General features: G+C 71.8%; 20 protein-coding genes. 12 read left to right on the plus strand and 8 right to left on the minus strand.

Annotation, left to right across the window (positions count from 1 at the left end; all coding sequences use genetic code 11):
• The first annotated feature begins 77 nt into the window (after positions 1 to 77).
• The 4 genes from RKD20_RS41045 to RKD20_RS41060 are packed head-to-tail and all read left to right on the plus strand — an operon-like array spanning position 78 to position 4,734.
• Positions 78 to 1,538: an amino acid permease gene (locus tag RKD20_RS41045; RefSeq protein WP_424882143.1), complete on the plus strand. Its 1,461-nt coding sequence runs from the start codon at positions 78 to 80 to the stop codon at positions 1,536 to 1,538.
• A 30-nt stretch (positions 1,539 to 1,568) separates the two neighbouring features.
• Positions 1,569 to 2,783 carry an arginine deiminase gene (locus RKD20_RS41050; RefSeq protein WP_424882144.1) on the plus strand — a complete coding sequence of 405 codons (1,215 nt, stop codon included), beginning with the start codon at positions 1,569 to 1,571 and terminating at the stop codon, positions 2,781 to 2,783.
• A 19-nt stretch (positions 2,784 to 2,802) separates the two neighbouring features.
• Positions 2,803 to 3,804: an ornithine carbamoyltransferase gene (gene argF, locus RKD20_RS41055; protein ID WP_424882145.1), complete on the plus strand. Its 1,002-nt coding sequence runs from the start codon at positions 2,803 to 2,805 to the stop codon at positions 3,802 to 3,804.
• Positions 3,805 to 3,807: 3 nt separating this feature from the next.
• The gene (locus tag RKD20_RS41060; protein WP_424882146.1) at positions 3,808 to 4,734 is read left to right on the plus strand and encodes a carbamate kinase; all 927 of its coding nucleotides are present in this window, start codon (positions 3,808 to 3,810) and stop codon (positions 4,732 to 4,734) included.
• Positions 4,735 to 4,947: 213 nt separating this feature from the next.
• Here the strand turns inward: RKD20_RS41060 and RKD20_RS41065 are convergent, their stop codons facing one another.
• Positions 4,948 to 5,820: a universal stress protein gene (locus tag RKD20_RS41065; protein WP_424882147.1), complete on the minus strand. Its 873-nt coding sequence runs from the start codon at positions 5,818 to 5,820 to the stop codon at positions 4,948 to 4,950.
• 274 nt (positions 5,821 to 6,094) lie between these two features.
• On the opposite strand from RKD20_RS41065, the gene RKD20_RS41070 reads away from it, so the two are divergent.
• Both RKD20_RS41070 and RKD20_RS41075 read left to right on the plus strand, forming a co-directional pair.
• Positions 6,095 to 6,874, plus strand: coding sequence for a universal stress protein (locus tag RKD20_RS41070; RefSeq protein ID WP_424882148.1), 780 nt, complete (start codon positions 6,095 to 6,097; stop codon positions 6,872 to 6,874).
• Positions 6,875 to 6,876: 2 nt separating this feature from the next.
• Positions 6,877 to 9,549, plus strand: coding sequence for a cation-translocating P-type ATPase (locus tag RKD20_RS41075; RefSeq protein ID WP_424882149.1), 2,673 nt, complete (start codon positions 6,877 to 6,879; stop codon positions 9,547 to 9,549).
• A 24-nt stretch (positions 9,550 to 9,573) separates the two neighbouring features.
• Here RKD20_RS41075 and RKD20_RS41080 read toward each other — a convergent pair whose 3' ends face one another.
• A complete protein-coding gene (locus RKD20_RS41080) occupies positions 9,574 to 10,257 on the minus strand; it encodes a response regulator (RefSeq protein WP_424882150.1) in 684 nt (227 codons plus the stop codon).
• A 294-nt stretch (positions 10,258 to 10,551) separates the two neighbouring features.
• Between RKD20_RS41080 and RKD20_RS41085 the strand changes: the two genes are divergently transcribed.
• From RKD20_RS41085 to RKD20_RS41095, 3 genes are all read left to right on the plus strand, one after another.
• Entirely contained in the window at positions 10,552 to 11,160 is a 609-nt protein-coding gene (locus tag RKD20_RS41085) for a hypothetical protein (RefSeq protein WP_424882151.1), read from the plus strand.
• Between the two features lie 149 nt (positions 11,161 to 11,309).
• Positions 11,310 to 12,215 (plus strand): universal stress protein, encoded by a 906-nt coding sequence (locus tag RKD20_RS41090; RefSeq protein ID WP_424882152.1) that lies wholly within the window; start codon positions 11,310 to 11,312, stop codon positions 12,213 to 12,215.
• 157 nt (positions 12,216 to 12,372) lie between these two features.
• Positions 12,373 to 15,066 carry a GNAT family N-acetyltransferase gene (locus RKD20_RS41095; protein ID WP_424882153.1) on the plus strand — a complete coding sequence of 898 codons (2,694 nt, stop codon included), beginning with the start codon at positions 12,373 to 12,375 and terminating at the stop codon, positions 15,064 to 15,066.
• Between the two features lie 30 nt (positions 15,067 to 15,096).
• Here the strand turns inward: RKD20_RS41095 and RKD20_RS41100 are convergent, their stop codons facing one another.
• Positions 15,097 to 16,305, minus strand: a complete 1,209-nt coding sequence (locus tag RKD20_RS41100) for an RNA-guided endonuclease InsQ/TnpB family protein (RefSeq protein ID WP_424882154.1) — start codon at positions 16,303 to 16,305, stop codon at positions 15,097 to 15,099.
• 161 nt (positions 16,306 to 16,466) lie between these two features.
• On the opposite strand from RKD20_RS41100, the gene RKD20_RS41105 reads away from it, so the two are divergent.
• The 3 genes from RKD20_RS41105 (at position 16,467) to RKD20_RS41115 (ending at position 18,933) form a co-directional block, all read left to right on the plus strand.
• Positions 16,467 to 17,198 carry a CBS domain-containing protein gene (locus tag RKD20_RS41105; RefSeq protein WP_424882155.1) on the plus strand — a complete coding sequence of 244 codons (732 nt, stop codon included), beginning with the start codon at positions 16,467 to 16,469 and terminating at the stop codon, positions 17,196 to 17,198.
• A gap of 22 nt (positions 17,199 to 17,220) precedes the next feature.
• Positions 17,221 to 17,727: a flavodoxin domain-containing protein gene (locus tag RKD20_RS41110; RefSeq protein WP_424882156.1), complete on the plus strand. Its 507-nt coding sequence runs from the start codon at positions 17,221 to 17,223 to the stop codon at positions 17,725 to 17,727.
• Positions 17,728 to 17,943: 216 nt separating this feature from the next.
• The gene (locus tag RKD20_RS41115) at positions 17,944 to 18,933 is read left to right on the plus strand and encodes an Acg family FMN-binding oxidoreductase (RefSeq protein ID WP_424882157.1); all 990 of its coding nucleotides are present in this window, start codon (positions 17,944 to 17,946) and stop codon (positions 18,931 to 18,933) included.
• 32 nt (positions 18,934 to 18,965) lie between these two features.
• Here the strand turns inward: RKD20_RS41115 and hypE are convergent, their stop codons facing one another.
• From hypE to RKD20_RS41140, 5 genes are read right to left on the minus strand one after another with little or no spacing between them, the layout of a single operon-like run.
• Positions 18,966 to 20,000 carry a hydrogenase expression/formation protein HypE gene (hypE, locus tag RKD20_RS41120; RefSeq protein WP_424882158.1) on the minus strand — a complete coding sequence of 345 codons (1,035 nt, stop codon included), beginning with the start codon at positions 19,998 to 20,000 and terminating at the stop codon, positions 18,966 to 18,968.
• Positions 19,997 to 21,094 carry a hydrogenase formation protein HypD gene (gene hypD, locus RKD20_RS41125; RefSeq protein WP_424882159.1) on the minus strand — a complete coding sequence of 366 codons (1,098 nt, stop codon included), beginning with the start codon at positions 21,092 to 21,094 and terminating at the stop codon, positions 19,997 to 19,999. Before hypD ends, hypE begins: the two co-directional genes overlap by 4 nt.
• Positions 21,091 to 21,714 (minus strand): CBS domain-containing protein, encoded by a 624-nt coding sequence (locus RKD20_RS41130; RefSeq protein WP_424882160.1) that lies wholly within the window; start codon positions 21,712 to 21,714, stop codon positions 21,091 to 21,093. The genes hypD and RKD20_RS41130 overlap by 4 nt, the downstream gene beginning before the upstream one ends.
• Positions 21,707 to 23,056 carry a Ni/Fe hydrogenase subunit alpha gene (locus RKD20_RS41135; RefSeq protein WP_424882161.1) on the minus strand — a complete coding sequence of 450 codons (1,350 nt, stop codon included), beginning with the start codon at positions 23,054 to 23,056 and terminating at the stop codon, positions 21,707 to 21,709. Before RKD20_RS41135 ends, RKD20_RS41130 begins: the two co-directional genes overlap by 8 nt.
• Positions 23,053 to 23,811: an oxidoreductase gene (locus tag RKD20_RS41140; RefSeq protein ID WP_424882162.1), complete on the minus strand. Its 759-nt coding sequence runs from the start codon at positions 23,809 to 23,811 to the stop codon at positions 23,053 to 23,055. Before RKD20_RS41140 ends, RKD20_RS41135 begins: the two co-directional genes overlap by 4 nt.
• Position 23,812: the final 1 nt, after the last annotated feature.

Below are 23,812 nucleotides of genomic sequence, written 5' to 3' on the forward strand. Positions count from 1 at the left end.
CGGAGAAGGATCGAAGCAGGAGGGAACTTCCGCAGCTTCGAGCACTTCGAGCACTTCGAAGAACAAGGAGTACAGCCATGTCCAGGTCGGCGAGGGGCGGGGCAAGGCCCGCTCCCAGTACGCAACTCGGCCTGCCCGCCGCGTCCGCGCTGGTCATCGGCAGCATCATCGGCACCGGCGTCTTCGCCCTCCCGTCGGCGCTCGCCCCCTACGGGCCGATCGCCCTCGTGGCGTTCGCCGTGGTCACGCTCGGCGCGCTCGCACTCGCCGTCACGTTCGGGGCGCTGTCGCAGCGCGTCCCGGCGAGCGGTGGCCCCTACGTGTACGCCCGCGAGGCCTTCGGAGAATTCACCGGGTTCCTCAACGCGTGGTCGTACTGGATCACCGCCTGGGCCGGGAACGCCGCGATCGTGGTGGCCTGGGTCGGCTACGTCGAGGTCTTCGTCAACACCGGCCACAGGACCGGGATCTCGATACTCATCGCGCTCGTCGGCCTGTGGATCCCGGCCGCGGTCAACCTCAGCGGGGTGCGCAGCACCGGCGCCTTCCAGGTGATCACCACGGTACTGAAGTTCGTCCCGCTGATCCTGATGGCCACTCTCGGTCTGCTGTTCATCGATCCCGACAACTTCGGCGCGTTCAACGCCAGTGACCAGTCCGCCCTCGGTGCGATCTCGGCCGCCGGGGCCATCGCCCTGTTCAGCTACCTCGGCCTGGAGGCCGCCTCCGTGGTCGCCGGCCGGGTCCGCGCCCCGGAGCGCAACGTGCCGCGTGCCACCGTGTACGGCACCCTCGCCTGCGCCGTCATCTACCTCCTCGGCACCCTCGCGGTGTTCGGCACCGTCTCGCACGGTGAACTCGGCGCCTCCACCGCGCCGTTCACCGATGCCGCCAACAACATCGCGGGCGGCACCTGGGCCGGTGACGCGGTCGCCGTGGCCGCCATCGTCTCCGGTATCGGCGCCCTGAACGGCTGGACCATGCTGTGCGCGGAGATGCCGTACGCCGCCGCCCGCGACGGACTCTTCCCCGAGGCCTTCGCGAAGCTGCGCGGCACGAGCGGAGTCCCGGCCTTCGGCATCGTCGCCTCGACCGTGCTCGCCTCGCTGATCACCGTGTTCAGCTATACCCGGTTCGAGGACGTCTTCACCCGGATCGTGCTGCTGAGCGTGCTCACGGCCGTGATCCCCTATCTGTTCTCGGCCGCCGCCCAGCTGTACTGGCTGCTGGCCCGAGGCCGGGGCGGCCTGAGTACCCGCCGCCTCGCCCGGGACGGGACCGTCGCCGTGCTCGCGATGGCGTTCTCGTACTGGTCGATCCAGGGCAGCGGCTACCAGACCGTCTACTACGGCCTGTTCGTGCTGCTGCTCGGCCTGCCGGTCTACGTCTGGCTCAAGCGTGACCGTGGTGAGTACGGCGTCGAGGTGACCGGCGGGCCGCAGGTCCCGCGGACCCGGGCGCCCGAGACACCATCGCCCGTCACCCGGATCCCGCGGCCCCGCCGCCCGCGCAGGAGCTTCCTGCGCCACCACGACTGATCCGCCCGTACGGCCCTGGGAAGGCACACCATGAACCGCTTCCACGTCGACTCCGAGGCCGGCCCGCTCCGCCAGGTGATCCTGCACCGACCCGGACTCGAACTGTCCCGGCTGACCCCGCGCAACGTCGACGCGCTCCTCTTCGACGACATCCTGTGGGCCAAGCGGGCCCGCGAGGAGCACGACGCCTTCGCCCAGGTGCTGCGCGACCACGGGGCCCGGGTGCACTACTTCGCCGATCTGCTGGCCCAGACCCTGGACGTTCCGGACGCCCGTGACTGGCTGCTCGACCGGGTAGTCACCCCGGCCACTGTCGGCCCGGCGCTGGTCGATCCCGTGCGCCTGCTCTGCACGGAGCTGGACGGGGAGACACTCGCCGAGTACCTGATCGGCGGGATCCTCAAGAGCGACCTGAGGATCGCCACCCCGCACAGTCTGGTGTGGAGCGCCCTCGACATGGACGACTTCGCGCTCACCCCGCTGCCCAACCACCTCTTTCCGCGGGACAACTCCTGCTGGGTGTACGACCGTCTGTCGGTCAACCCGATGGCCATGCCCGCCCGGCGCCGCGAGAGCCTGCACGCCCAGGCCGTCTACCGGTTCCACCCGATGTTCGCCGCCCTCGCGACCCCACCGCTCCTGGAGGGCCCGGTCGGCACCCTCGAAGGCGGGGACGTCCATGTCCTCGGCAACGGCGCCGTCATGGTCGGCATGGGGGAGCGGACCACCGCACAGGCCGTGGAGAACCTGGCGTCCCGGCTGTTCACCACGGGCACGGCACAGCGACTGCTCGCGGTCCAACTGCCCCCGACACGGGCATACATGCACCTCGACACCGTGCTGACCATGGTCGACCGGGACGCCTTCACCATCTGTCCGGGTCTCGCCGACTCCCTGCGCTCCTGGACGCTCACGCCGAGCTCCGCCCTCGCGACCGGGTTCGACGTCAGGCCGAACTTCGACCTCGCCACGGCACTGTCCGAAGCCCTCGACCTGGACAAGGTGCGCATGCTCTCCGCGCCCCAGGACATCCGGGGCGCCGAGCGCGAGCAGTGGGACGACGGCAGCAACTTCCTCGCCGTCGCCCCGGGCGTGATCGTCGGCTTCGAGCGCAACGTCACCACCAACACCCACCTGCGCAAGCAGGGCATCGAGATCGTCACCATCAGCGGCGCCGAACTCGGTCGCGGCCGAGGCGGACCCCGCCGCATGAGCTGCCCGATCGAGCGAGACGCGGCCGGCTGACCGAGCGGAGGGGACCACCATGACCGTCGACCTGCGAGGGCGCTCCTTCCTGAGCGAACTCGACTTCACCGCCCGGGAGATCCACCATCTCCTCGACCTCGCCGCCCGGCTCAAGGCGGACAGGCGGGCAGGCACCGAAACACCCCGGCTCACCGGCCGGCACCTCGCGCTGATCTTCGAGAAGGCGTCCACCCGCACGCGCTGCGCCTTCGAACGGGCCGCGGCCGACCAAGGCGCCGCCACCACCTGCCTGGGCCCCGGCGACACCCACCTCGGCGTCAAGGAGTCCGTCGCCGACACCGCCCGCGTACTTGGCCGGATGTTCGACGCGATCGAGTACCGCGGCTCCGCGCACACCCTCGTCACCGAACTCGCCGCCCACGCCGGCGTGCCCGTCTACAACGGACTGACCGACACGGCACATCCCACCCAGAGCCTGTGCGACGTGCTCACCATGTGCGAGCACAGCCGTAAGCCCGTGGAGGACATCGCCTACTGCTATCTCGGCGACGCCCGCAACAACATGGGCAACTCCCTGCTGGCGATGGGGGCTCTGCTCGGCATGGACGTGCGCATCGCCGCGCCGCCCCCCCTGTGGCCCGACCCCGCGCTGGTCGACGACTGCCGTGCCCTCGCCGGGAACAGCGGGGCCCGGATCACCGTCACGGACGACGTGGAGACCGCGGTCCGGGGCGCCGACTTCCTGCACACCGACGTCTGGGTGTCGATGGGCGAGCCCGCCGAGGCCTGGGGCGAACGGATCGACCTGCTGCTGCCGTACCAGGTCAACGACAAGACGCTGGCGCTCACCGGTAACCCGGACGTCCGGTTCATGCACTGCCTGCCGGCCCTCCACGACTGCGGCACCCGTCTCGGCAGGGACGTACTGCACAACTACGGCCTGGATGCCCTGGAAGTCACCGACGCCGTCTTCTCCTCGCCCGCCTCGATCGTCTTCGACCAGGCCGAGAACCGGCTGCACACCATCAAGGCCGTTCTCGTCGCCACCCTGGAGGACTGACCCATGCGCATCGTCGTCGCCCTCGGCGGCAACGCCCTGCTCCACCGTGGCGAACGCCCCGACGCGGAGGTTCAGATCGCCAACATCGACCGGGTGGCCACGGCGATCGCCGCCCTCGCCATCGACCACGAGGTCGTCCTCACCCATGGCAACGGCCCTCAGATCGGCCTGCTCGCCGTGGAGAGCGCCACCGACCCGGCCCTCAGCGCCCCCTATCCGCTCGACCTCCTCGGCGCGCAGACCCAGGGCCTGATCGGCTCCCTGCTGCTGCGCGCCCTGTACGACACCCTGCCCGGGCATCGCATCGCAGCGCTCGTCACCCACACGGTGGTCCGGGCGGACGACCCGGCCTTCCTGCGGCCGACGAAGTTCGTCGGCCAGGTCTACCCGCAGGACGTGGCAGGCGGGCTCGCCCGCAAGTACGGCTGGCGGGTCGCCGAGGACACGATCGGCTGGCGGCGCGTGGTCGCCTCACCGTTGCCCGTGCGGATCGTGGAGACGGACACGATCCACGAACTCCTGACCGGCGGGACCCTCGTGATCTGCGCCGGCGGCGGAGGCATCCCCGTGACCGCGGACGCCGACACCGCCTCGCTCACCGGCGCGGAAGCCGTCGTCGACAAGGACCTCACGGCCGCCCTGCTCGCCGAGGACCTCAAGGCCGACTTCCTCCTCGTCCTCACCGACGTACCCAACGTCTACGCCCACTACGGCACCCCGCGCCAGCAAGCGCTCCACGACGCCACCCCCACCACCCTGCGCCACGGACACTTCGCGGCCGGTTCCATGGGGCCCAAGACCGAGGCCGCCGCCCGATTCGTCGAACGTACAGGTGGCCTGGCCGCGATCGGCGCTCTGGACGCCGCCTACGAGATGCTGCACGGCCGCGCGGGCACTCTGGTCCGCCCGGACCTCCCGGTCACCGGATGAGCGGACCGGGTGCGATCACATCATCGAGCCGACGGTCAGGCGGTGCCGCAGGGCCGGTGACGCGCCGGTGAGGAGCACGGCGGCGAAGCCCGCGAGGACGGTGCGCGACCGCCGTGACGGCGAGCAGGCCGATCTCGAGCCCCGGTGGCGCGAGGAACCGGCGCAGCGGACTCCTCGAAACGGCACGGTCCATGACAGTCCCCTCCGCCGGGCTCAGTCGTGCGGGACGACGGCGACGGGGCACGGAACGTGGTGCAGGGCCGCGTGCGCGACCGGACCGAGCTTCCAGGAGAGCGGAGCCGGATGCCGCCGTCGGCCCACCACGGTGAGCGCGCTGTGGGCCGAGACCGTCAGCAGCACCTGCGCGGCGGTTCCCCTGGCCACCTGGTAGGTGACGGCGACCGTGGGGTACTTCTCCCGCCACGGTGCCACGGCGGCGGCGAGACGGGCCTGTTCGTCCATCTCGTAGCCCTCGTCGAGGTGCGCGCCGGGGAGGTGGGTCACCAGGGTCGACAGCGGCAGCGCGCGAACCGCGCGCACTCGCGCCCCCCGAGCCTCGGCCGCGGTGAAGGCGAACTCCAGCAGCGGATCGGAGGCGGCCCCCGCCTCCTGCACTCCGACGACGATCTCGTACCGCTCGGCGTCGTCGTCGGTGTCCTCCGCCCGCACCGTCACCGCGGGGCACCGGGCGAGACCCAGTACATGCAGGCTGATGGAGCCCAGGAAGAAGCTCGCGACCGAGCCGTGGCCGCGGGAGCCGAGCACCAGCATGGTGGCGGTGCGGCCGAGGTCCACGAGGGCCTTCGAGGCGGGAGCGGACACCAGTTCGGTGGTCACCTTCAGGTCGGCGTAGCGGTGCAGCAGCTCGGCCTCCATGCGCTCGAGCACCTCACCGCCGTAGCGCCGCTTGGCGAGAGCTTCCTGAGGGATGGGCGCACTGAGCGGCTGGGTCGTCCAGGAGTGCAGCAGCAGGACGGGCAGCCGCCGGTCCATGGCCGTACGGGCCGCCCACCACGCGGCGGTGACACTCGCGGGGGAGCCGTCGAGTCCGACGACGACAGGTCCGTTCACGCCAGGTCCGGTCATGGCGCACCTCCGGTGCTCGGTGCGACGCAAAGGCGTCGCACATCCGCCTCCCACCTCCAGGTTCGCCGTCCCCCGGCCATCGGGGGAGGGCCGGACGGTGCGCTCCTCGGGCCCATCCGGCCCACTGCGGTGCCGCGCCGTCGAGCGGATGCTGAAGCCGTGGACGTCAGACGGGGCCGCCCGGCCGATGGTGCATCGCCCGGCCCCGGCCGCTCGGCGCTGCCGTCGTCCCGTGGGGCGGAGACAGCCCGACAAGGGAAAGGGGAGGGCCGCCATGAGGGGTCCGGTCGTTGTGGGAGTCGACAGTTCGTCGAGCCTGGCCGCCGTGGAAGCCGCGGCGAGGGAGGCCGAGCGGCTGGGCACGGGGCTCAGGCTGGCCCACGCCCTCACCTGGTCGTCGGCGCACCTCCCGCCCGGAGTGCCGCCCTGGGACCGGGACGGGGCCGCGGCACGTGTGAGGCTCACGGGCCCTCTGAACGAGGCCGAACGAGCGGCCCGGCGTATCGCCCCCGGGGTGGCCGTCACGCAGGACGTCCTGATCGGCGAGCCGCCGGCCGTACTGGAATCGCAGTCGCGCACGGCCTCGCTCACCGTGGTGGGCAGCGGCCCGGCGGACGGTGTCGGCGGCCGGCTCCGGCCCTCCGTCGCCGGACAGCTGGCCGCCCGCAGCCGCGGCCCGCTGCTCGTGATACGGGGCAGGCCCGGGCCGGACGGCCCGGTGGTCCTGGGTGATGACCTGTCACGGGAGGCTGCCGAGTTCGCCTTCTCGGAGGCCATCCGACGCGGCACCGACCTGGTCGTCCTGCACCCGCGCACCAGGGCCGCACGGCCCCTGTCCGCGCTGCGGAAGAAGCATCCCGACATCGTCGTGCGCGAACGCCGGGCCGACTCCTGGACCGGGCACGCCCTCGTCGAGGCGAGCGGCACCGCCCAACTCGTGGTGATCGGGGCCCGGCAGCACAGGATCGCTGACACACTGCGGGTCTCCGCGGCCCGGATCCTCGTCGATCACGCACACTGCCCCGTCGCCGTGATCCCGCTCCGGAAGGCGTGACCGTGGACGGCCTGACCGCCGCGCAGACCGAGCGGACCCCCTCGCGGGCGGACACCCCCCGGGACGCCCACCAGTTGACCCCGGCGCAGGTGGAAACCGGCCTCGGGGTCGACCCGGGCGTCGGCCTGAGCTCGCGAGAGGCCGCCGAACGCGTCGCCGTCCACGGCCCGAACCAGCTCGCCGAACCCGCCCGGCGTCCGGAATGGCTGAAGTTCCTGGACCAGTTCCGCAACTGGCTCATCGGCATCCTGATCATCGCGGCCGTGGTCGCCGGAGCGATCGGCGACATCAGGGACGCACTGGTGATCACCGTCGTCCTCCAGATCAACGCCGTCCTCGGCTACCTCCAGGAGCGGCGTGCCGAGCGCAGCCTGGAGGCGCTGCGCCGGATGCTGGTGCCGACCGCCAGGGTCCGCCGAGACGGCACGGAGCAGCTGGTGGAGGCCGACATCCTGGTGCCCGGGGACGTGGTCCTGCTGGAAGCGGGCGACCGGGTGCCGGCCGACGGGCGGCTGATCGTCGCGGAGACGGTGGAGGTCGCCGAGGCGGCCCTGACCGGCGAGTCGCAGCCGGTCGCCAAGAGCACCGCCGTGACCGGCCCGGTGCCGCTGGCCGAGCGGACCGGCATGCTGTTCATGAACACCGCCCTCACCCGCGGCCGTGCCGAGATGATCGTCACCGCCACCGGCATGCGTACCGAACTCGGTTCCATAGCCGAGGCGTTGCGCGCCGACGCGGAACCGCCGAGCCCGCTCCAGATCCAGCTGGACAGCCTCGGCCGGCGCCTGGCCCTGCTCAGCGGGGTCGCGGTCGCCGCCTACGCGCTCGTCGCCCTGACCCGGGGCGAGAGCCTCGCGGACATCGCGCTGCGTGCCGTGGCCCTGGCCGTGGCGGCGATCCCCGAAGGGCTGCCGGCCGTCCTGGCGCTGACGCTGGCACTCGGCGTGTACCGGATGGCCCGCCGCGGAGCCATCGTGAAACGACTGGCCTCGGTGGAGTCGCTGGGCTCGGCCACGGTCGTGTGCAGCGACAAGACCGGCACCCTGACCCTCAACGAAATGACCGTACGGGCTCTTTGGTCCGGCGGACGGCTGCACGAGGTCACCGGCGAGGGCTACGGCACGAACGGCGTGGTGCGAGGTGGCGAGGCGACACTGGTGTCCGCGCTGCTGCCGTTCGCCCTCTGCAACGACGCGCACCTGACCGACGACGGCTTCGTCGGTGATCCCACCGAGGCCGCTCTGGTCGTCCTCGCGGCGAAGGCGGGCCTGGACGCCGACGGGCTGCGGGTAGAACTGCCGCGCACCGGCGAGCTTCCTTTCGACGCGGCCACCAAGTACATGGCCACCTTCCACCGGGAACCGGACGGTCGTACGCGTGTCTACGTCAAGGGCGCCGTGGACGTGCTGCTCGGGCTGTGCTCCGAGGTGGTGACCGAGGACGGTGTGAGCGAACTCGATGACCGGTGCCGCGGCGAGGTCCTGGACGTGACCCGGCAGCTGGGCGGCTCGGGACTGCGCGTACTCGGCGCCGCCACGGCCGTCGCGGACGGTGCGCCCGATCAGGCGTCGCTGAACGGCCTGACCCTGGTGTCCGTCGCCGGAATCGCCGATCCACCGCGCGCGCAGGCACGGGACGCGATCGCCCTGTGCCGCACGGCAGGGGTGACCGTCAAGATGATCACGGGCGACCACGCGGACACCGCGGCGGCCATCGCACGAGAGCTGGACATCGACGGAGACGTGGTGACGGGGGCGGAGCTCGACCTGATGACACCGCAAGAGCTCTCCCGGCGCATCGACGACATCGGCGTGTTCGCCCGCGTCGTCCCGGAGCACAAGGTGGCCATCGTGCGGGCGCTGTCCGAGCGGGGCCATGTCGTCGCCATGACCGGTGACGGCGTCAACGACGCGGCAGCGCTGCGGGCCGCGCACATCGGCGTGGCCATGGGAGTCACCGGGACCGACGTGGCGAAGGAAGCCGCCGACATGGTGCTCACCGACGACGACTTCTCCACCATCGTGCGTGCCGTGCGTGAAGGGCGCGCCATCTACGCGAACATCGTCAAGTTCGTCCGCTTCCAGCTGGCCACCAACATCGGCGCCATCCTGAGCCTGCTGGGCGCTGCGGCGGCCGGACTGCCCGCGCCCCTCACGGCGGCCCAACTCCTGTGGATCAACATCATCATGGACGGGCCGCCGGCGATGGCCCTGGCCGTCGATCCGGCCGAGGACGACGTGATGCGACACCCGCCGAGGGACTCCGCCGAGCGGATCCTGGACGCCCGCCGTCTGATCGCGATCGGCAGGGCGGGCGCCGTCATGGCCCTCGGCACCGTCGGTCTGCTGGCCTTCGCCCGGCCGTGGGCCGGTACCGACACCGCGCTGACGATGGCGTTCACCACGTTCGTCCTGTTCCAGCTCTTCAACGCGTTCAACGCCCGCGCCGATCAGGGCCCGTTGCTCGGCCGCCACCAACTGCGCAACCGCACCCTGTGGTGGTGTCTGGCGGGCGTCCTCGTCGTACAGATCGCCGCGGTCCATCTGCCATGGGCACGCACGGTGTTCGGCACCCAGCCACTCGACCCGGTCCAGTGGGCCCTGTGCCTGGGCACGGCGGCCACGGTGCTCCTGGTCGAGCTCCTCGTGCGCGCGGTCAAGCGGCTCGTGCGCTGACGACGGACCTGCTGCGTCGACGCGTCAGACGTCGGGTTGTTGCAGGTGGGTGGCGAGGACGGCGGCTTGGACGCGGCGTTGGACGCCGAGTTTGGACAGGAGGCGGGAGATGTGGTTTTTGACGGTTTTCTCGGAGAGGTAGAGCTGTTTGCCGATCTCGCGGTTGGTGAGGCCGTCGCCGATGAGGGCGAGGATGTCGCGTTCGCGGGGGGAGAGGCTTGCGAGTTCGGGGGCGAGGGTGGGTGTTTCGGTGGGTTCGGTGCGTAGTGATCGCATGAGGCGGGCGGTGGTGGCGGGGTCGAGCATGGACTGGCCGGAGGCGACGGTGCGGACGGCGGAGACCAGGTCGGTGCCTTTGATCTGTTTGAGGACGTATCCGGAGGCGCCGGCCATGATGGCGTCGAGGAGGGCGTCCTCGTCGTCGAACGAGGTGAGCATCAGGACGGCCAGGTCCGGCATGCGGCTGCGTAGTTCGCGGCAGACGGTGATGCCGTCGCCGTCGGGCAGGCGGACGTCGAGGACGGCGACGTGGGGGCGTACGGCGGGTGCGCGCAGGAGTGCGTGTTCGGCGTTGGCGGCGTCGCCGACGACGCTGATGTCGTCCTCGGCGTCCAGGAGGTCCATCACGCCGCGGCGGACGACTTCGTGGTCGTCGAGCAGGAAGACCCGGATGGGGTCCTGCGTGGTGAAGGTGCGTGCCTCGGTCATCTCGACTCCCTCGCTCCCGGTAACGTCCCCGTCTGCGGGCCGCCGTTGGGACGATGGTCACGTGCGGGGACCGAATGCACCAGGGCCGATCGGTCCCATTGCGGGAGAACCACGATCGACGTCCGGGCCTTCACGGTGTCGCCTCCCTGCGGCCGGGCCCGACAGGTCCTGCGGAAGGGGCCGTTCAGCCCACCGGGCCCCGACCTTCGGCCTGCGGCGCGGCTGCCCCGCGGCGAGCAGATTGGTCGGTGCAAGGAACGAGTGAACGCACCGACTCCCGAAAGGATCACGACCATGGCTGTCCACGATCACCCGCACCGACACGCAGGTTTCCGGTTCCCGTCGCTGCGGCGGACGGGAACGGCTGACGCGGCCGCCACGACGACGGCGACCAGCGCGTACGTGTTCGCCGGACTGCGGCTGCTGACCGGGTTCGTCTTCCTGTGGGCGTTCCTGGACAAGACGTTCGGCTTCGGCTACGCGACCCAGTCCGGCAAGGGCTGGATCGACGGCGGCTCGCCGACCAAGGGCTTCCTGAGCGGCGTGGCCGCCGGTCCGATGGAGTCCACCTTCCACGCGTGGGCCGGGGACGCGTGGGCCGACTGGCTGTTCATGCTCGGTCTGCTGGGCGTCGGTCTGGCCCTGATCGCAGGGATCGGCCTGCGGCTCGCCGCCGTCGCCGGTACCGCGATGATGGCGCTGATGTGGATCGCGGAGTGGCCGCCTGCCAAGCACCTCTCGGACGGCTCGCCGAGCATGTCGACGAACCCGTTCGTGGACTACCACCTGATCTACGCCGTCGTCCTCATCGCCCTGGCGGCCGCGGGCGCCGGTGCGGTCTGGGGGCTGGGCAAGGTGTGGGCACGTCTGCCCTTCGTCAGCCGCAACCACTGGCTCCAGTGACCCCGCAACGGCACGGCGGGCCCCGACCGCGGCCCGCCGCGTCACGCCCGGTGGGGCCGGTCGGCCAGGTCCCGGGACCAGCGGCCCCTGCCTCACCGGGCCTGCCCGCACCAGGCTGGAGACAGACGTCCAGATCAGGAGGCAGAACCATGGTCCGCACCGTTGTCGCAGGTCTCGACGGCTCCGCCGAAAGCCGCGCGGCCGCCGAGTGGGCGGCCCGCGAAGCCGCCTCGCGAAACCTGCCGCTGAAGCTGCTCCACGTCTCGGAGCCCGTGCCCGAACCCATGGCCCAGGCACCGCTCCTCGGCGGTGAGACCCTGCAGTACTGGAGCGAGAAGATCCCGCGGGACGCGGCGGACGGCATCCGCCTGCGGCACCCTGGCCTCGAAGTCGAGATGCGGACCGTGCCCGGCCGGCCGGCCGACATCCTGGCGGAGGCGGCCAGGGACGCCGAACTGCTCGTCCTCGGCTCGGGCAGGCTGAGCGGGATCACCGGATTCCTGCCCGGTTCCGTCGGCCTGGCGGTCGTGGCGCACGCCGAACGGCCGGTTGTCCTGGTCCGTGCAGGGGAACAGGCCGCCGACGAGCACGAGCCGGACCTCGTGGGCGTCCCGTCGGCGGGTACCGCGTTCCGCCCCGTCGTGCTGGGCCTCGACGTCGACGACCCCGACGACTCGATGATCGAGTTCGCCTTCGAGGAGGCCGCCCGACGCGAGACCGCCCTACGGGCCGTGTCCGGCTGGAACCTGCCGCCGTACTACGTATACGGCCTCTCCCTCGACCCGCAGTTCCACGACGAGATCGCCCGTCAGAAGGCCGCCGGGCTGAGCGAGGTCCTGCGTCCCTGGCGGCAGAAGCACCCGTCGGTGGAGGTCGTCGAGGTGTCCCGTTCCGACAGCCCGGGCCGCCTGTTGGTCGACGCGTCCCGTGAGGCCTCCCTGGTCGTCGTGGGCCGCCGGGTCCGGCGCAGGTCCTTCGGCGCCCACATCGGACCCGTCACCCACGCGGTCCTGCACCACTCCGCCGTCCCGGTCGCCGTGCTCCCGCACCACTGACCGCGATCGGGGAGGGCCTCGCCCGGGCTCCGGGCCGGCCCCGACGCGCGGCCACCGAAGGGCCGACCGGCCCTCGCATCACCGCCGGTCAGCCCATGGGCCCCCGCCCCGTTCCGCTGGACGCTCGAAGTGCCCAGAGACCTGGAGGAGAACCGCGATGAAGGACGACACGCTCAGCGGCCCCCGGACCCATGCCCTGCTCGCGGACGGCACCACCGTGTGCATCCGCCCCGTGGCGGCGGCAGACCACGACCAACTGCAGGGCCTGTACGAGGAGATGTCCCCGGAGAACCTGCGGCTGAGGTTCTTCGCGGCAAGCCGACGCTCCGCCGAGATGGCCGCCGACCGCGCCTGCGCCACACCGCGCGCCGGTTACCGCGCCCTGCTGGCCGAACGGACGGGACAGGTGATCGGCCTCGCCGAGTACGACACCGGAGGTACCGGAACCGAGGCCGACATGTCCATCGCGGTCGCCGACGGACTGCACCACCGGGGCGTGGGCACGCTCCTGGTCGAGCACCTGGTCTCCGCGGCCCGCGCCGACGGCGTCACCTCCTTCACCGCCGACGCCCTGAGCGAGAACCAGGAGGTGCTGCGTCTCTTCGCCGACCTCGGTCTGCGCACGGCCCGCCGCTTCGAGGGACCGGAAGTGCGCTGCACGATCGCGCTGGACGAGGACGACACCTATCTGACGGCGGTGGAGGAGCGCGGGCGGGCCGCCGACGTGGAGAGCCTGCGCCCCCTGCTGCGGCCAGCCGCGGTCGCCGTGGTCGGCGCCGGCCGCAAGCCGGGCTCCGTGGGCCGCGCCCTCCTGCACCAGCTGAAGGCCGGCGGCTACACCGGCCGGCTGTGGGCGGTGAACCCCGCGGCGACGTCCATCCTCGGCGTACCCTCCCACCCGAGCATCGGCGCCCTGCCCCGGACTCCCGACCTCGTGGTGGTCGCCGTACCCGCCGCGGCGGTTCCCGCGACCGCCGAGGAGTGCGGCAAGGCAGGTGTGCGTGCGCTGCTCGTCGTGACCGCCGGGCTGGACGCGGATCAGGCCCAGGCTCTGCTGACCGCCTGCCGCACGTACGGGATGCGGATGGTCGGACCCAACTGCCTGGGCATCTCGAATACCGACCCGCAGTTCGGCCTCGACGCGACCTTCGCCGCGAACCACCCCAGCCCCGGCACCGCCGGAGTGGCCGTGCAGTCCGGCGGCGTCGGCATCGCCCTGCTCGACGGACTGTCCCGGCTGGGCATCGGCGTGTCCTCGTTCGTCTCGCTCGGTGACAAGTACGACATCAGCGGCAACGACATGCTCCAGTGGTGGGAGAGCGACGCACACACCGACCTCGCCCTGCTGCACCTCGAGTCGTTCGGCAACCCGCGTGCCTTCTCCCGCACCGCCCGCCGGGTGACCCGGCGCATGCCGGTGCTCACCGTGGACGCCGGGCGCACCGACGCCGGGCGCCGCGCCGCCGCCTCGCACACCGCGGCGGCAGCCACCCGCACCATGACCCGCCAGGCCCTGTTCACCCAGGCCGGCATCACCGCCGCCCATTCGGTGGGCGAACTCCTGGAGACCGCAGCCCTGTTGCACTCCCAGCCGCTCCCGGCCGGATCGCGGGTGGCGATCGTCACCAACGCCGGCGGCGCCGGTGTGCTCAGCGCCGACGCCTGCGCGGAAGCCGGACTCACTCTGCCGACGCCCACCGCCGCGCTCGTCGACGACCTGCTCGCCGTGCTGCCCGACGGCGCCGCGATCGGCAACCCGGTGGACGCCACAGCCGCCGTCACGGAGGAACAACTGGGCGACTCCGTGGACCGGATCATGCGGCATGCGGGCGTCGACGCCGTCCTGGTGGCCCTCGTCCCCACCGCGGTCGCGGCCGCCACGGGTGACGACCTCGTCAAGGCCGTCACCGCAAGGCCGGGACACCGGCCGAAGCCGGTCGTCGTCGTACGCCTCGAACAGGCGCTGCCCGTGGAGCTGCTGCCCCGCACCGGCGGCGGCACCGTACCCGCGTACGCCGAACCCCAGGCCGCGGCCCGGGCGCTGGCCCACGCCGCCCGCCGGGCAGCGTGGCTCGCCCGCCCCGCCGGCACCGTCCCCGACCTCGACGGCATCGACGCGGGCCGTGCCCACGCCTGCGTCGAGACCTACCTCGAGGCCCACCCCGACGGAGGCTGGCTCGACCCGCGCACCTGTGCCGAGCTTCTCGACTGCTACGGAATTCCCCAGCTGCCCTGGGCCTGGGCCACGACCGAGGACGAGGCCGTCCTGGCCGCCGACCGGATGCGCGGTCCCGACGGCCTGGTGGTCATGAAGGGCTACTGGCCCGGTCTGCTCCACAAGAGCGCACAGCACGCGGTCCATCTGGACCTGCGCGGCGACAGCCAGGTCCGCGCAGCGTTCCGCGACCTGGAGACCCGGTTCGCCGGACTGCTCACCGGCGTCGTGGTCCAGCCGCTCGCGGCCCGCGGCACCGAACTGTTCGCCGGTGTCGTCCAGGACCAGGTCTTCGGACCCCTCGTCCTGTTCGGCCTGGGCGGCACCGCCACCGAGATCCTCGCCGACCACGCCGCCCGCCTCGCACCGCTCACCGACCACGACGTGCACGACCTGATCACGTCCCCGCGCTGCGCCCCCCTGCTCTTCGGCGCGGCCGGTGGCGGACCCGTCGACCTGCCGGGTCTCGAACAGCTGCTGCACCGGCTCTCCCGGATGGCGAGCGACGTGGCGCAACTCGCCGAGGCCGACTTCAACCCCGTACTCGCCGCGCCGGGCGGGGTGACCGTCCTCGACGCGCGCGTCCGCCTGCTGCCGCGCCGGCCGCAGGACCCCTACCTTCGCCGGCTCCGTTGAGGAGGAGACAGCCTTGACTTCCTCCCTCGCCTAAAGGCGGGGGATTCCAGCGGTCGCCCGCTGAGGTTCCTGCTTCACCGACGACCGCCCCGTCCGGGAGGACTCCCGTTGAGGTCTTACACCGTCTCCACAGGCAGACGCCGCCAGCCCGGCGGCCAGGATGTTGCGTGCCGCGTTCACGTCGCGGTCATGCACCGCGCCGCAGGCACACGTCCACTCGCGGACGTTCAGCGGCAGCTTCCCGCGGACCGTGCCGCAGCTTCCGCACAGCTTGCTGGAGGGGAAGTAGCGGTCGATCACGACGAGTTCGCGCCCGTACCAGGCACACTTGTACTCCAGCATGGAGCGCAGATCCGTCCAGGCCGCATCCGAGATGGCGCGCGCGAGCGTGCCGTTCTTCACCAGGTTGCGGACGGTGAGGTCCTCGATCACGACCACTTGGTTCTCGTGGACGATGCGCGAGGTCAGTTTGTGCAGGAAATCGCGCCGCCGGTCGGCGATCCGCGCATGGACCTTGGCGACACGACGCCGGGCTTTCTCCCGGTTCGCGGAGCCCTTGGCCTTGCGGGACAGCTCCCGCTGTGCCCTGGCGAGGCGGGCGCGGTCTTGACGTTCGTGTCGGGGGTTGGCGATCTTCTCCCCGGTGGACAGGGTCACCAGGGAGGCGATCCCGGCGTCGATGCCGACCGCCGCATCTGTGGCGGGGGCCGGGGCGATGGTGTCCTCGACGAGCAGGGACACGAACCAGCGGCCCGCCGCGTCGCGGGACACGCTCACCGTGGTCGGCTCCGCACCTTCCGGCAGCGGACGCGACCAGCGGATATCCAGCGGGTCGGCCATCTTCGCCAGCGTGAGCTGTCCGTCGCGCCAGGTGAAGGCGCTGCGGGTGTACTCGGCCGACGCGCGGGACTTCTTCCGCGACTTGTAGCGCGGATACTGCGCGCGCTTGGCGAAGAAGTGGGCGAACGCCGTCTGCAGATGACGCAGCGCCTGCTGCAGCGGAACCGAGGACACCTCGGTCAGAAAGGCGAGTTCCTCCGTCTTCTTCCACTCGGTCAGTGCGGCGGAGGACTGCACGTAGGAGATCCGGCGCTGCTCCCTGTACCAGGCCCGAGTGCGCTCCTCCAACGCCTTGTTGTACACCAGGCGGACACAGCCGAACGTGCGCGACAGCTCCGCCGCCTGCTCGACTGTGGGGTAAAAGCGGTACCTGAAAGCCCGCTTGACCTGCCCTGCCATACCTCACACTCTATCAGCTCCCATGTGAGCGCAGGGTGTTGGACGGTGGACGGTGGGCGTCGGCCCGCCCTGGCGGCGAACCGACTTCCACTGCCCTACTCCGCAGGAGCTTCGATTCCTCCCCGGCCTGAAGGCCGGGGTATCCACGAAGGAAGGCCCCGATGAAACACAGCAAAGTGGGCTCCGTCATGACGATGGAGGTCGTCCGCGCCACGTACGGCACCCCGTTCAAGGAAGTGGCCCGTAGGCTCCGCGAACACCGCATCAGCGGACTGCCGGTGGTCGACGAGGACGACAAGGTCATCGGAGTCATCTCCGAAACCGACCTGATGACCCATCAAGCCCAGCTGCCCGACCCGTACGAGCCGAAGAAGCGCTTCCGGCTCGCCGGCCTGACACCCGCCGCGCGCCGGCAGGTGGCGAAGGCGAAGGCGCGCACCGCAGGACAGCTCATGAGCGAACCGCCCATCACGGTGCATGCCGACAACACGATCGTCGAGGCGGCCCGCACGATGGCCAAGAACCGTGTGGAGCGATTGCCTGTCCTGGACGAGGAGGGCCGGCTGGTCGGCATCGTCACCCGGCGCGACCTGCTCCAGGTGTTCCTGCGTCCGGACGCGGAGATCCGCAAGGAAGTGATCGACGAGGTCCTGGTGCGGGCGCTGTGGCTGGCGCCACGCAGCGTGGACGTCTCGGTCACCGACGGCGTGGTCACGCTGACCGGCCAGATGGAACGCAAGAGCGAGACCGAGATCGCGGTCGCCATGACGGTTCGGGCCGACGGAGTGGTCGCCGTCGTCGACAAGCTCACCTACCGGCTCGATGACGCCCGGATCGAGCCCGACGAGCAGGCGTTGCACGGTGTGGCCGACGACTGGCTGCGCCGGACATGACCCGAGAGGAGGCGGACCCGCCATGACCACCGATGTGTTGGTCGCCTACGGCACCAAGAACGGATCCACCGCGCAGATCGCCGAGGCCGTGGCCGAGGTGTTGAACAAGGAGGGGCTCACGGCCCGAGCGCGTCCGGCCGGATCCGTCGACGACCTCGGCGACTGCGACGCCGTCGTGGTCGGCGGCGCCCTGTACGCCGGCCGCTGGCACAAGGACGCCCGCCGCTTCCTGCGCCGGCACCGCCGCGCCCTGGCCGAACGCCCCCTGTGGCTGTTCAGCAGCGGCCCGCTCGACGCCTCGGCCGCCGAGCGGGACATCCCGCCCGTTCCGGCGGTACGGCGGGCCATGACCCGGTTCGACGTCCGCGGGCACGTCACCTTCGGCGGCTGCCTGGAGGAGGGCGCGAAGGGCCGTGTCGCGGGCATGATCCTTCGCAGCGGAAAGGGCGGCGACTTCCGCGACTTCACCGCGATCGAGCAGTGGGCGGCACAGGTCGCCCAGGAACTGGCCGGTGCGCGGAAGGACTGACCGTCCGATGACGCCGATGCATGGACGATCCCCGGCGCACGGAGCCCGCGCCGGGGTATCTCCGCGTCGCGAGCCGGAGCCGGACTCGGTGCTCGACGGCCGGCGGCACGGTTCTTCCGCGACACCGTGTTCCGAGGGCCGAAGGGCCCGTCCCGTCCCGCCGCGGCCACGGCACCGGGGCCGAGAGCGCACGCCTCACGAAAGGCGGTACCCACGATGACCGTCACCGGCGGGAAACCCGGTCACGCGGCGCTCCACCTCGCGCGTGCCGCCTCCCTCGCCCCCTCGCCGCACAACAGCCAGCCCTGGTTCTTCGTCGAGGAGGGCCATGACCGGGCTTTCGAGGTGCACGCGGACGCCGGGCGCCGGATGCCCCTGACCGATCCGGGCGGGCGGGAGATGGTCATCGCCTGCGGGGCCGCCCTCTTCAACGTCCGGACGGCCGTACGTCATCTGGGCTTCCGCCCCATCGTGGAGGTGCTGCCCGAACCCGCGGACCAGGACTTCCTCGCCCGGGTCGCTTTCGGGGCCCATGCCGCACCCACCGACGACGAGGAGACCCTGGCGCGGGCCCTGCCCCTGCGGCACACCCATCGAGGGCCGTTCGGGCCCGAGCCGGTGACGGAGGCGCTGCTCGCGGACCTGCGCGACCGGGCACGGTCGGAGGGCGCGATCCTCCAGGTGCTCGACGTCCCGGAGAAGGTGGAGCTGCTGGCCCGGACGGTGGACACCGCGGAGCGGGCCGACCGCGCGGACCTGTGGCGTGCCGTCGAGCCGGCGCACCGGGTGGGGCCGACCGGCGTACCGGTCACGGCGTGCCGCGCCCACCCCGACCTCACCCTCCTGGCGGGCCGTGACTATCTCGGGCTGTCCCGCCGGTACACCGTTCCGCAACGCCGACGCGGCGTCGGAACGGGGATCATCGCCGTCCTGTGCACGCCCTACGACCAACGGGCCGACTGGCTCCTCGCGGGGCAGGCGCTCCAGCACGTCCTGCTGCACGCAGCCGGGCACGGAGTCATGGCGGGTTTCCACACCCAGCCCCTCGAACGGCCCGACCTGCGCGAGAAGGTGCGCCGGGAGGTCACGGCTGGCCGCCACCCGCAGATGGTGCTGCGCCTGGGCCGCCCTCCGTATGTCGGCTCGACGCTGCGTCGCCCGCTCGACCAGGTGCTCACACAGCGTCCGCTCCCGCTCGTCCGATGACCGGGACCGGATGACCGGGATCGGCGGACACGTCAGCAGATGCGGGGGAGTTGCTCGCCCAAGGGCATGTCCACGATCCGCCGGGCGCCCACGAGGGTGCGCAGGGTCACCCGCCCGGGCGGGCCCTCGGGCAGTACCTCGCCGATGCGTACGGCCCCGGAGCCCTCGGGCAGTGACCGCAGCGCGGTGAGTGCCTCCTCGGCGGCGGCCGCCTCGACGAAGGCGACCAGACAGCCCTCGTTGGCGACGACCAGCGGGTCCAGACCGAGCAGGTCGCAGGCGGCGGCGACCGGTCCGGGCACGGGCACGGCGCCCTCCTCGATCTCCACGGCCACGGACGAGTCGCGGGCGATCTCGTTCAGTGCGGCGGCGAGGCCGCCACGTGTCGGGTCGCGCAGCACGTGCACCGCCGCACCGAGCGGCGCCAGCGCGCCCACCAGCCGGTGCAGCGGCCGGCTGTCGGAGGCGATGTCCCCCTCGAAGCCGAGGCCTTCGCGGGTGCTGAGCACGGTCGTGCCGTGCAGCCCGACCGGACCGGACAGCAGGACCGCGTCCCCTGGCCGGGCCAGCGCGGCGGACGGGTGCAGGGAACCGTGCCGCTGCCCGACACCGGTGGTGTTGACGAACAGCCGGTCCGCCGCACCCCGCCCCACGACCTTGGTGTCCCCGGTGACCACCGGAACCCCGACGCTCTGCGCGGCCTTGCCCAACGAGTGCATCACGGAACGGAGTTCGGCCAGCGGCAGACCCTCCTCGATGATGAGGGAGACCGACAGGGCGACGGGCCAGGCGCCCCGCATGGCGAGGTCGTTGACCGTGCCGTGCACGGCCAGGGACCCGATGTCGCCGCCGGGGAAGAACAGCGGACTGACGACGAAGCTGTCGGTGCTGATCACCAGCTCCCGGTACCCGGGCAGCAGCGCCGCGTCCTCCATGGGACCGCGCTCACCGTCCAGGGACGGCAGGACGATCTCGTCGAGGAGCTCCGCCGTGAGCCGGCCGCCGGCTCCGTGGCCCAGCAGCACGACCTCGTCCTCGTGGTTCGGGGTGGGGCATTCGACGCTCATGTCGTACTCCTGGTCCGTCCGGCCGCGAAGAACGCGGCGCAGGTGCCCTCGGACGACACCATCGGCGCGCCGAGCGGATGACGGGGCGTGCAGCGGGTGCCGTACGCGGTGCAGTCGGTGGGCAGCTTCGCTCCGGTGAGGATGGCGCCCGCGACGCACTCGGCGTCCTCGACCGGGCACAGCCCGGTCACGTCGAAGCGGCGCGAGGCGTCGAACCGGGCGTAGGCGTCGGTGAGTTCGAGGCCGCTCGCGGGCAGCGCGCCGATCCCTCGCCAGGACCGGTCAGTGACCCGGAAGACCTCGCGGACCGCGTCCTGGGCGGCGGTGTTGCCGGACCTCCGCACGGCCCGCACGTACTGGTTCTCCACCTCGTGCCGGCCCGCCTCCAGCTGCCGTACGGACATCAGGATGCCCTCCAGCAGGTCCAGCGGCTCGAATCCGGTGACCACGATCGGCACCCGGTAGCGGTCGGCGATCGGCTCGTACTCGCGCCAGCCCATCACCGCGCACACATGTCCGGCCGCCAGGAACGCCTGGACCTCGCAGTCCGGGTCGTCGAGCAGCGCGGTCATCGCGGGCGGCACCAGGACATGGCTGACGAGCATCGAGAAGTTGGTGAGGCCCAGACGGGCGGCATGCAGCACGGCCATGGCGTTGGCGGGGGCCGTCGTCTCGAATCCGACCGCGAGGAAGACCACCTCGCGGTCGGGATGGCCGGCGGCCAGGCGCACGGCGTCCATCGGGGCGTACACCACCCGTACGTCCGCGCCCCGCGCCCGCAGGGACAACAGGTCCGTGTCGGTACCGGGGACGCGCAGCATGTCGCCGAAGCTGGTGAAGATCACGCCGGGACGGGCGGCCACGGCCATGGCACGGTCCAGGGTCTCCAGCGGTGTGACGCAGACGGGACAGCCGGGGCCGTGGATCATGCGCATTCCGGCGGGCAGCAGTTCGTCGATGCCCTGGCGGACCAGGGTGTGGGTCTGCCCGCCGCACACCTCCATGATCCGCCAGGGCTGCGTGGCGACCTCCCGCAGCTCGCCCAGCAGACGCCGGGCGAGCACGGGGTCCCGGTATTCGTCGAGGTACTTCATCGGTGCGTCAGATCCAGCCGGATGTCGACGACTCCCTCGACCGCCCGGACCGCGCGGGCCACCACGGGCACCAGAGTCCGCTGGGGAAGGGAGCCGCGGAGGGTCACCACGCCCTCGGCCACGGTCACGGTCAGGGCGCCGGTGGTGACCGGGAGCCGGGACAGCACGGCGTGCCGGATCTCCTCGGCGATCTCCTCGTCCCCGCGCAGGAAGACCTTGAGCAGATCGCCTCGGCTGACCACGCCCTGGAGGATGCCCACGCCGTCCACGACGGGCAGCCGCTTGACGTGCCGCCGGGCCATGATCCGGGCCGCCTCGGCGAGCGAGGCATCCGCGTGCACGGTCACGGCCGGGGTGCTCATCAGCTCGCCCGCGGAGACACCGTCGGCCTTGGCCCGCTCCGCCGGATCGCCCTCGTCGGTGTCGCGGAACTCCTCCTTGGGCAGCAGGTCGGCCTCGGAGACCACTCCGATCACCCGCCCCTCACCCACCAGGACGGGCAGGGCGCTGACCTTCCACTGGTCGATGAGCTCGACGACCTCCTTGAAGGGCGCGTCGCGTCCGACGGCGATGACGGTGTGGGTCATCACGTCGCTCACGGTGTACGGGGATTCAGGCATGAGAGCCTCCCGGGGTGCGGACGACCGTCAGGTCGAGGAAGTGGGTGGAGCAGGAGATGCAAGGGTCGTGATTGCGGATCGCCCGCTCGCACAGGGCCGTCAACTCCTCGTCTCCCGGGTCGTGTTCGGCCAGGGCTCGCTGCGCGAGCCGGAGCAGGTCGTGCTCGATCGCCCCCTGGTTCTGGGCGGTGGGCGGTATCAGCAGCGCGTCGGTCACTGTCCCGTCCCCGGTCAGTTCGTAGCGGTGGTAGAGGAGCCCGCGGGGCGCCTCGGTGGCGCCGTGGCCGATGCCCGCGAGGGGCGGCACCTCGACGAAGGAGTGCTCGGGAGGCTCGTACCCCTGGATGATGCGCAGCGCCTCACCGACGGCGTAGACGATCTCCACGGCCCGCACCAGGATGGACCGGTAGGGGTTGCGGCACACGGCACCCCGGCGCGGATCGCCCAGTCCGGCTTCGACCGCCGCCTGGATCGCGACCGGCGACAGCCGCCTGCCACCGACGGCGAACCGGGCGAGGGAACCGGTCAGGTGCAGGTCTCCGTCGAGCCGGGAGTGCAGCGCGGTGGAGTGCGGGACATGGCTCTCGCGGACCCGCTCGGTGAAGTCCCGCACCGGGAAGGAGCCCCAGGTGCCGTCGGCGCGCAGCACGGTCGGAGTACCGCTCTCTATCGCGTACGTGTCCGGACAGGCGAGCGCGAGCAGGGCGGCGTCGGTGTGCGCATCAGGGAACTCGAACCCGGACACCCAGCGCACGGTGGCCCAGGCGTCGTCGAGCGCCCGCTTCAACTCCTCCGAAAGGGAGCGGAGTTCGCTGCGGGTCGGGGCCCGGTGGAAGCCGCCGAGACGCACGTTCACGGGATGGATGGCCCGCCCCCCGAGCACCTCCATCAACGAGTTGCCGGCCTTCTTCAGCCGCAGCCCCCGCTCCACCTCGGCCCGGTGGGTCCGCGCCAGCTCGATGGCGCTCGCCCGGCCCAGGAAGTCCGGGGCGTGGAGCAGATAGAGGTGCAGGGCCTGGCTCTCGATCCACTCCCCGCAGTACAGCAGCCGACGCAGATCACGGATCACCGGATCGACGCTCACTCCGCAGGCGTCCTCGATCGCCGCGCAGGCGCTCATCTGGTACGCCACCGGGCAGATCCCGCACACCCGCGCGGTGATGTCCGGAGGCTCCGTGTAGGAGCGGCCGCGCAGGAACGCCTCGAAGAAGCGCGGCGGTTCGTAGATCTCCAGATGCGCCTCGGTGACCGTGCGGCCCTCGACACGCAGGCGCAGCGCACCTTCGCCCTCGACCCGGGACAGCGAGCCGACATGCAGGACACGGGATCCGCGGTGCGTCACGACGTCCTCAACTCCTCATCGAACGCGGCGGCGTTGAAGGTGTGCAGGAAGCGCTCCACGGCGTCCTCGTCGAGACCGTCGCGGCGCAGCAGGGGGATGAGTGCGGGCAGGTTGACGGACCCGGACGGCCCGAAGCAGCCGAAGCAACCGCGCCCGTACGCGGGGCACAGCGCCCCGCAGCCGGCATGGGTGACCGGCCCGAGGCAGGGCGTGCCGTGCGCGACGGTGACGCACACCGTGCCGCGCTGCTTGCACTCGAAGCACACGCTGTGGTTCGGCACGTCGGGCTTGCGCCCGGCGAGGAACGCCGTGATCACTTCGAGCAGCTGACGCCGGTCGACCGGGCAGCCGCGCAGCTCGAAGTCGACGTCCACGTGGGCGGAGACCGGCGTGGAGGTGGCGAGCGTGGAGATGTACTCGGGGTGGGCGTAGACCACGCGCCGGAACTCGTCCACGTCCGCGAAGTTCCTGAGGGCCTGGATGCCGCCCGCCGTCGCGCACGCGCCGATCGTCACCAGGCGGCGGGAGGCGGCACGGATCGCGCGGATCCGTTCGGCGTCCTCGGGCGTGGTGACCGAGCCCTCGACGAGCGTCAGGTCGTACGGTCCGGGCTCCACCGCGCTGGACGCCTCCAGGAAGTGGGCGATGTGGACCCCGCCCGCCAGCGCCAGGAGTTCGTCCTCGCAGTCCAGCAGGGTGAGCTGACAGCCGTCGCAGGAGGCCAGTTTGAACACGGCGAGGGTCGGGGTGCTCATG

The sequence above is a fragment of the Streptomyces sp. SLBN-8D4 genome (genome assembly GCF_049739545.1).
Lineage (GTDB): Bacteria > Actinomycetota > Actinomycetes > Streptomycetales > Streptomycetaceae > Streptomyces > Streptomyces canus_C.

Bases quoted from the DNA above. Each gene is read 5' to 3' on its own strand.
- RKD20_RS41045 (WP_424882143.1), top strand. From the start codon at position 78: ATGTCCAGGTCGGCGAGGGGCGGGGCAAGGCCCGCTCCCAGTACGCAA.
- RKD20_RS41050 (WP_424882144.1), top strand. From the start codon at position 1,569: ATGAACCGCTTCCACGTCGACTCCGAGGCCGGCCCGCTCCGCCAGGTG.
- argF (WP_424882145.1), top strand. From the start codon at position 2,803: ATGACCGTCGACCTGCGAGGGCGCTCCTTCCTGAGCGAACTCGACTTC.
- RKD20_RS41060 (WP_424882146.1), top strand. From the start codon at position 3,808: ATGCGCATCGTCGTCGCCCTCGGCGGCAACGCCCTGCTCCACCGTGGC.
- RKD20_RS41065 (WP_424882147.1), bottom strand. From the start codon at position 5,820: ATGACCGGACCTGGCGTGAACGGACCTGTCGTCGTCGGACTCGACGGC.
- RKD20_RS41070 (WP_424882148.1), top strand. From the start codon at position 6,095: ATGAGGGGTCCGGTCGTTGTGGGAGTCGACAGTTCGTCGAGCCTGGCC.
- RKD20_RS41080 (WP_424882150.1), bottom strand. From the start codon at position 10,257: ATGACCGAGGCACGCACCTTCACCACGCAGGACCCCATCCGGGTCTTC.
- RKD20_RS41085 (WP_424882151.1), top strand. From the start codon at position 10,552: ATGGCTGTCCACGATCACCCGCACCGACACGCAGGTTTCCGGTTCCCG.
- RKD20_RS41090 (WP_424882152.1), top strand. From the start codon at position 11,310: ATGGTCCGCACCGTTGTCGCAGGTCTCGACGGCTCCGCCGAAAGCCGC.
- RKD20_RS41095 (WP_424882153.1), top strand. From the start codon at position 12,373: ATGAAGGACGACACGCTCAGCGGCCCCCGGACCCATGCCCTGCTCGCG.
- RKD20_RS41100 (WP_424882154.1), bottom strand. From the start codon at position 16,305: ATGGCAGGGCAGGTCAAGCGGGCTTTCAGGTACCGCTTTTACCCCACA.
- RKD20_RS41105 (WP_424882155.1), top strand. From the start codon at position 16,467: ATGAAACACAGCAAAGTGGGCTCCGTCATGACGATGGAGGTCGTCCGC.
- RKD20_RS41110 (WP_424882156.1), top strand. From the start codon at position 17,221: ATGACCACCGATGTGTTGGTCGCCTACGGCACCAAGAACGGATCCACC.
- RKD20_RS41115 (WP_424882157.1), top strand. From the start codon at position 17,944: ATGACCGTCACCGGCGGGAAACCCGGTCACGCGGCGCTCCACCTCGCG.
- hypE (WP_424882158.1), bottom strand. From the start codon at position 20,000: ATGAGCGTCGAATGCCCCACCCCGAACCACGAGGACGAGGTCGTGCTG.
- hypD (WP_424882159.1), bottom strand. From the start codon at position 21,094: ATGAAGTACCTCGACGAATACCGGGACCCCGTGCTCGCCCGGCGTCTG.
- RKD20_RS41130 (WP_424882160.1), bottom strand. From the start codon at position 21,714: ATGCCTGAATCCCCGTACACCGTGAGCGACGTGATGACCCACACCGTC.
- RKD20_RS41140 (WP_424882162.1), bottom strand. From the start codon at position 23,811: ATGAGCACCCCGACCCTCGCCGTGTTCAAACTGGCCTCCTGCGACGGC.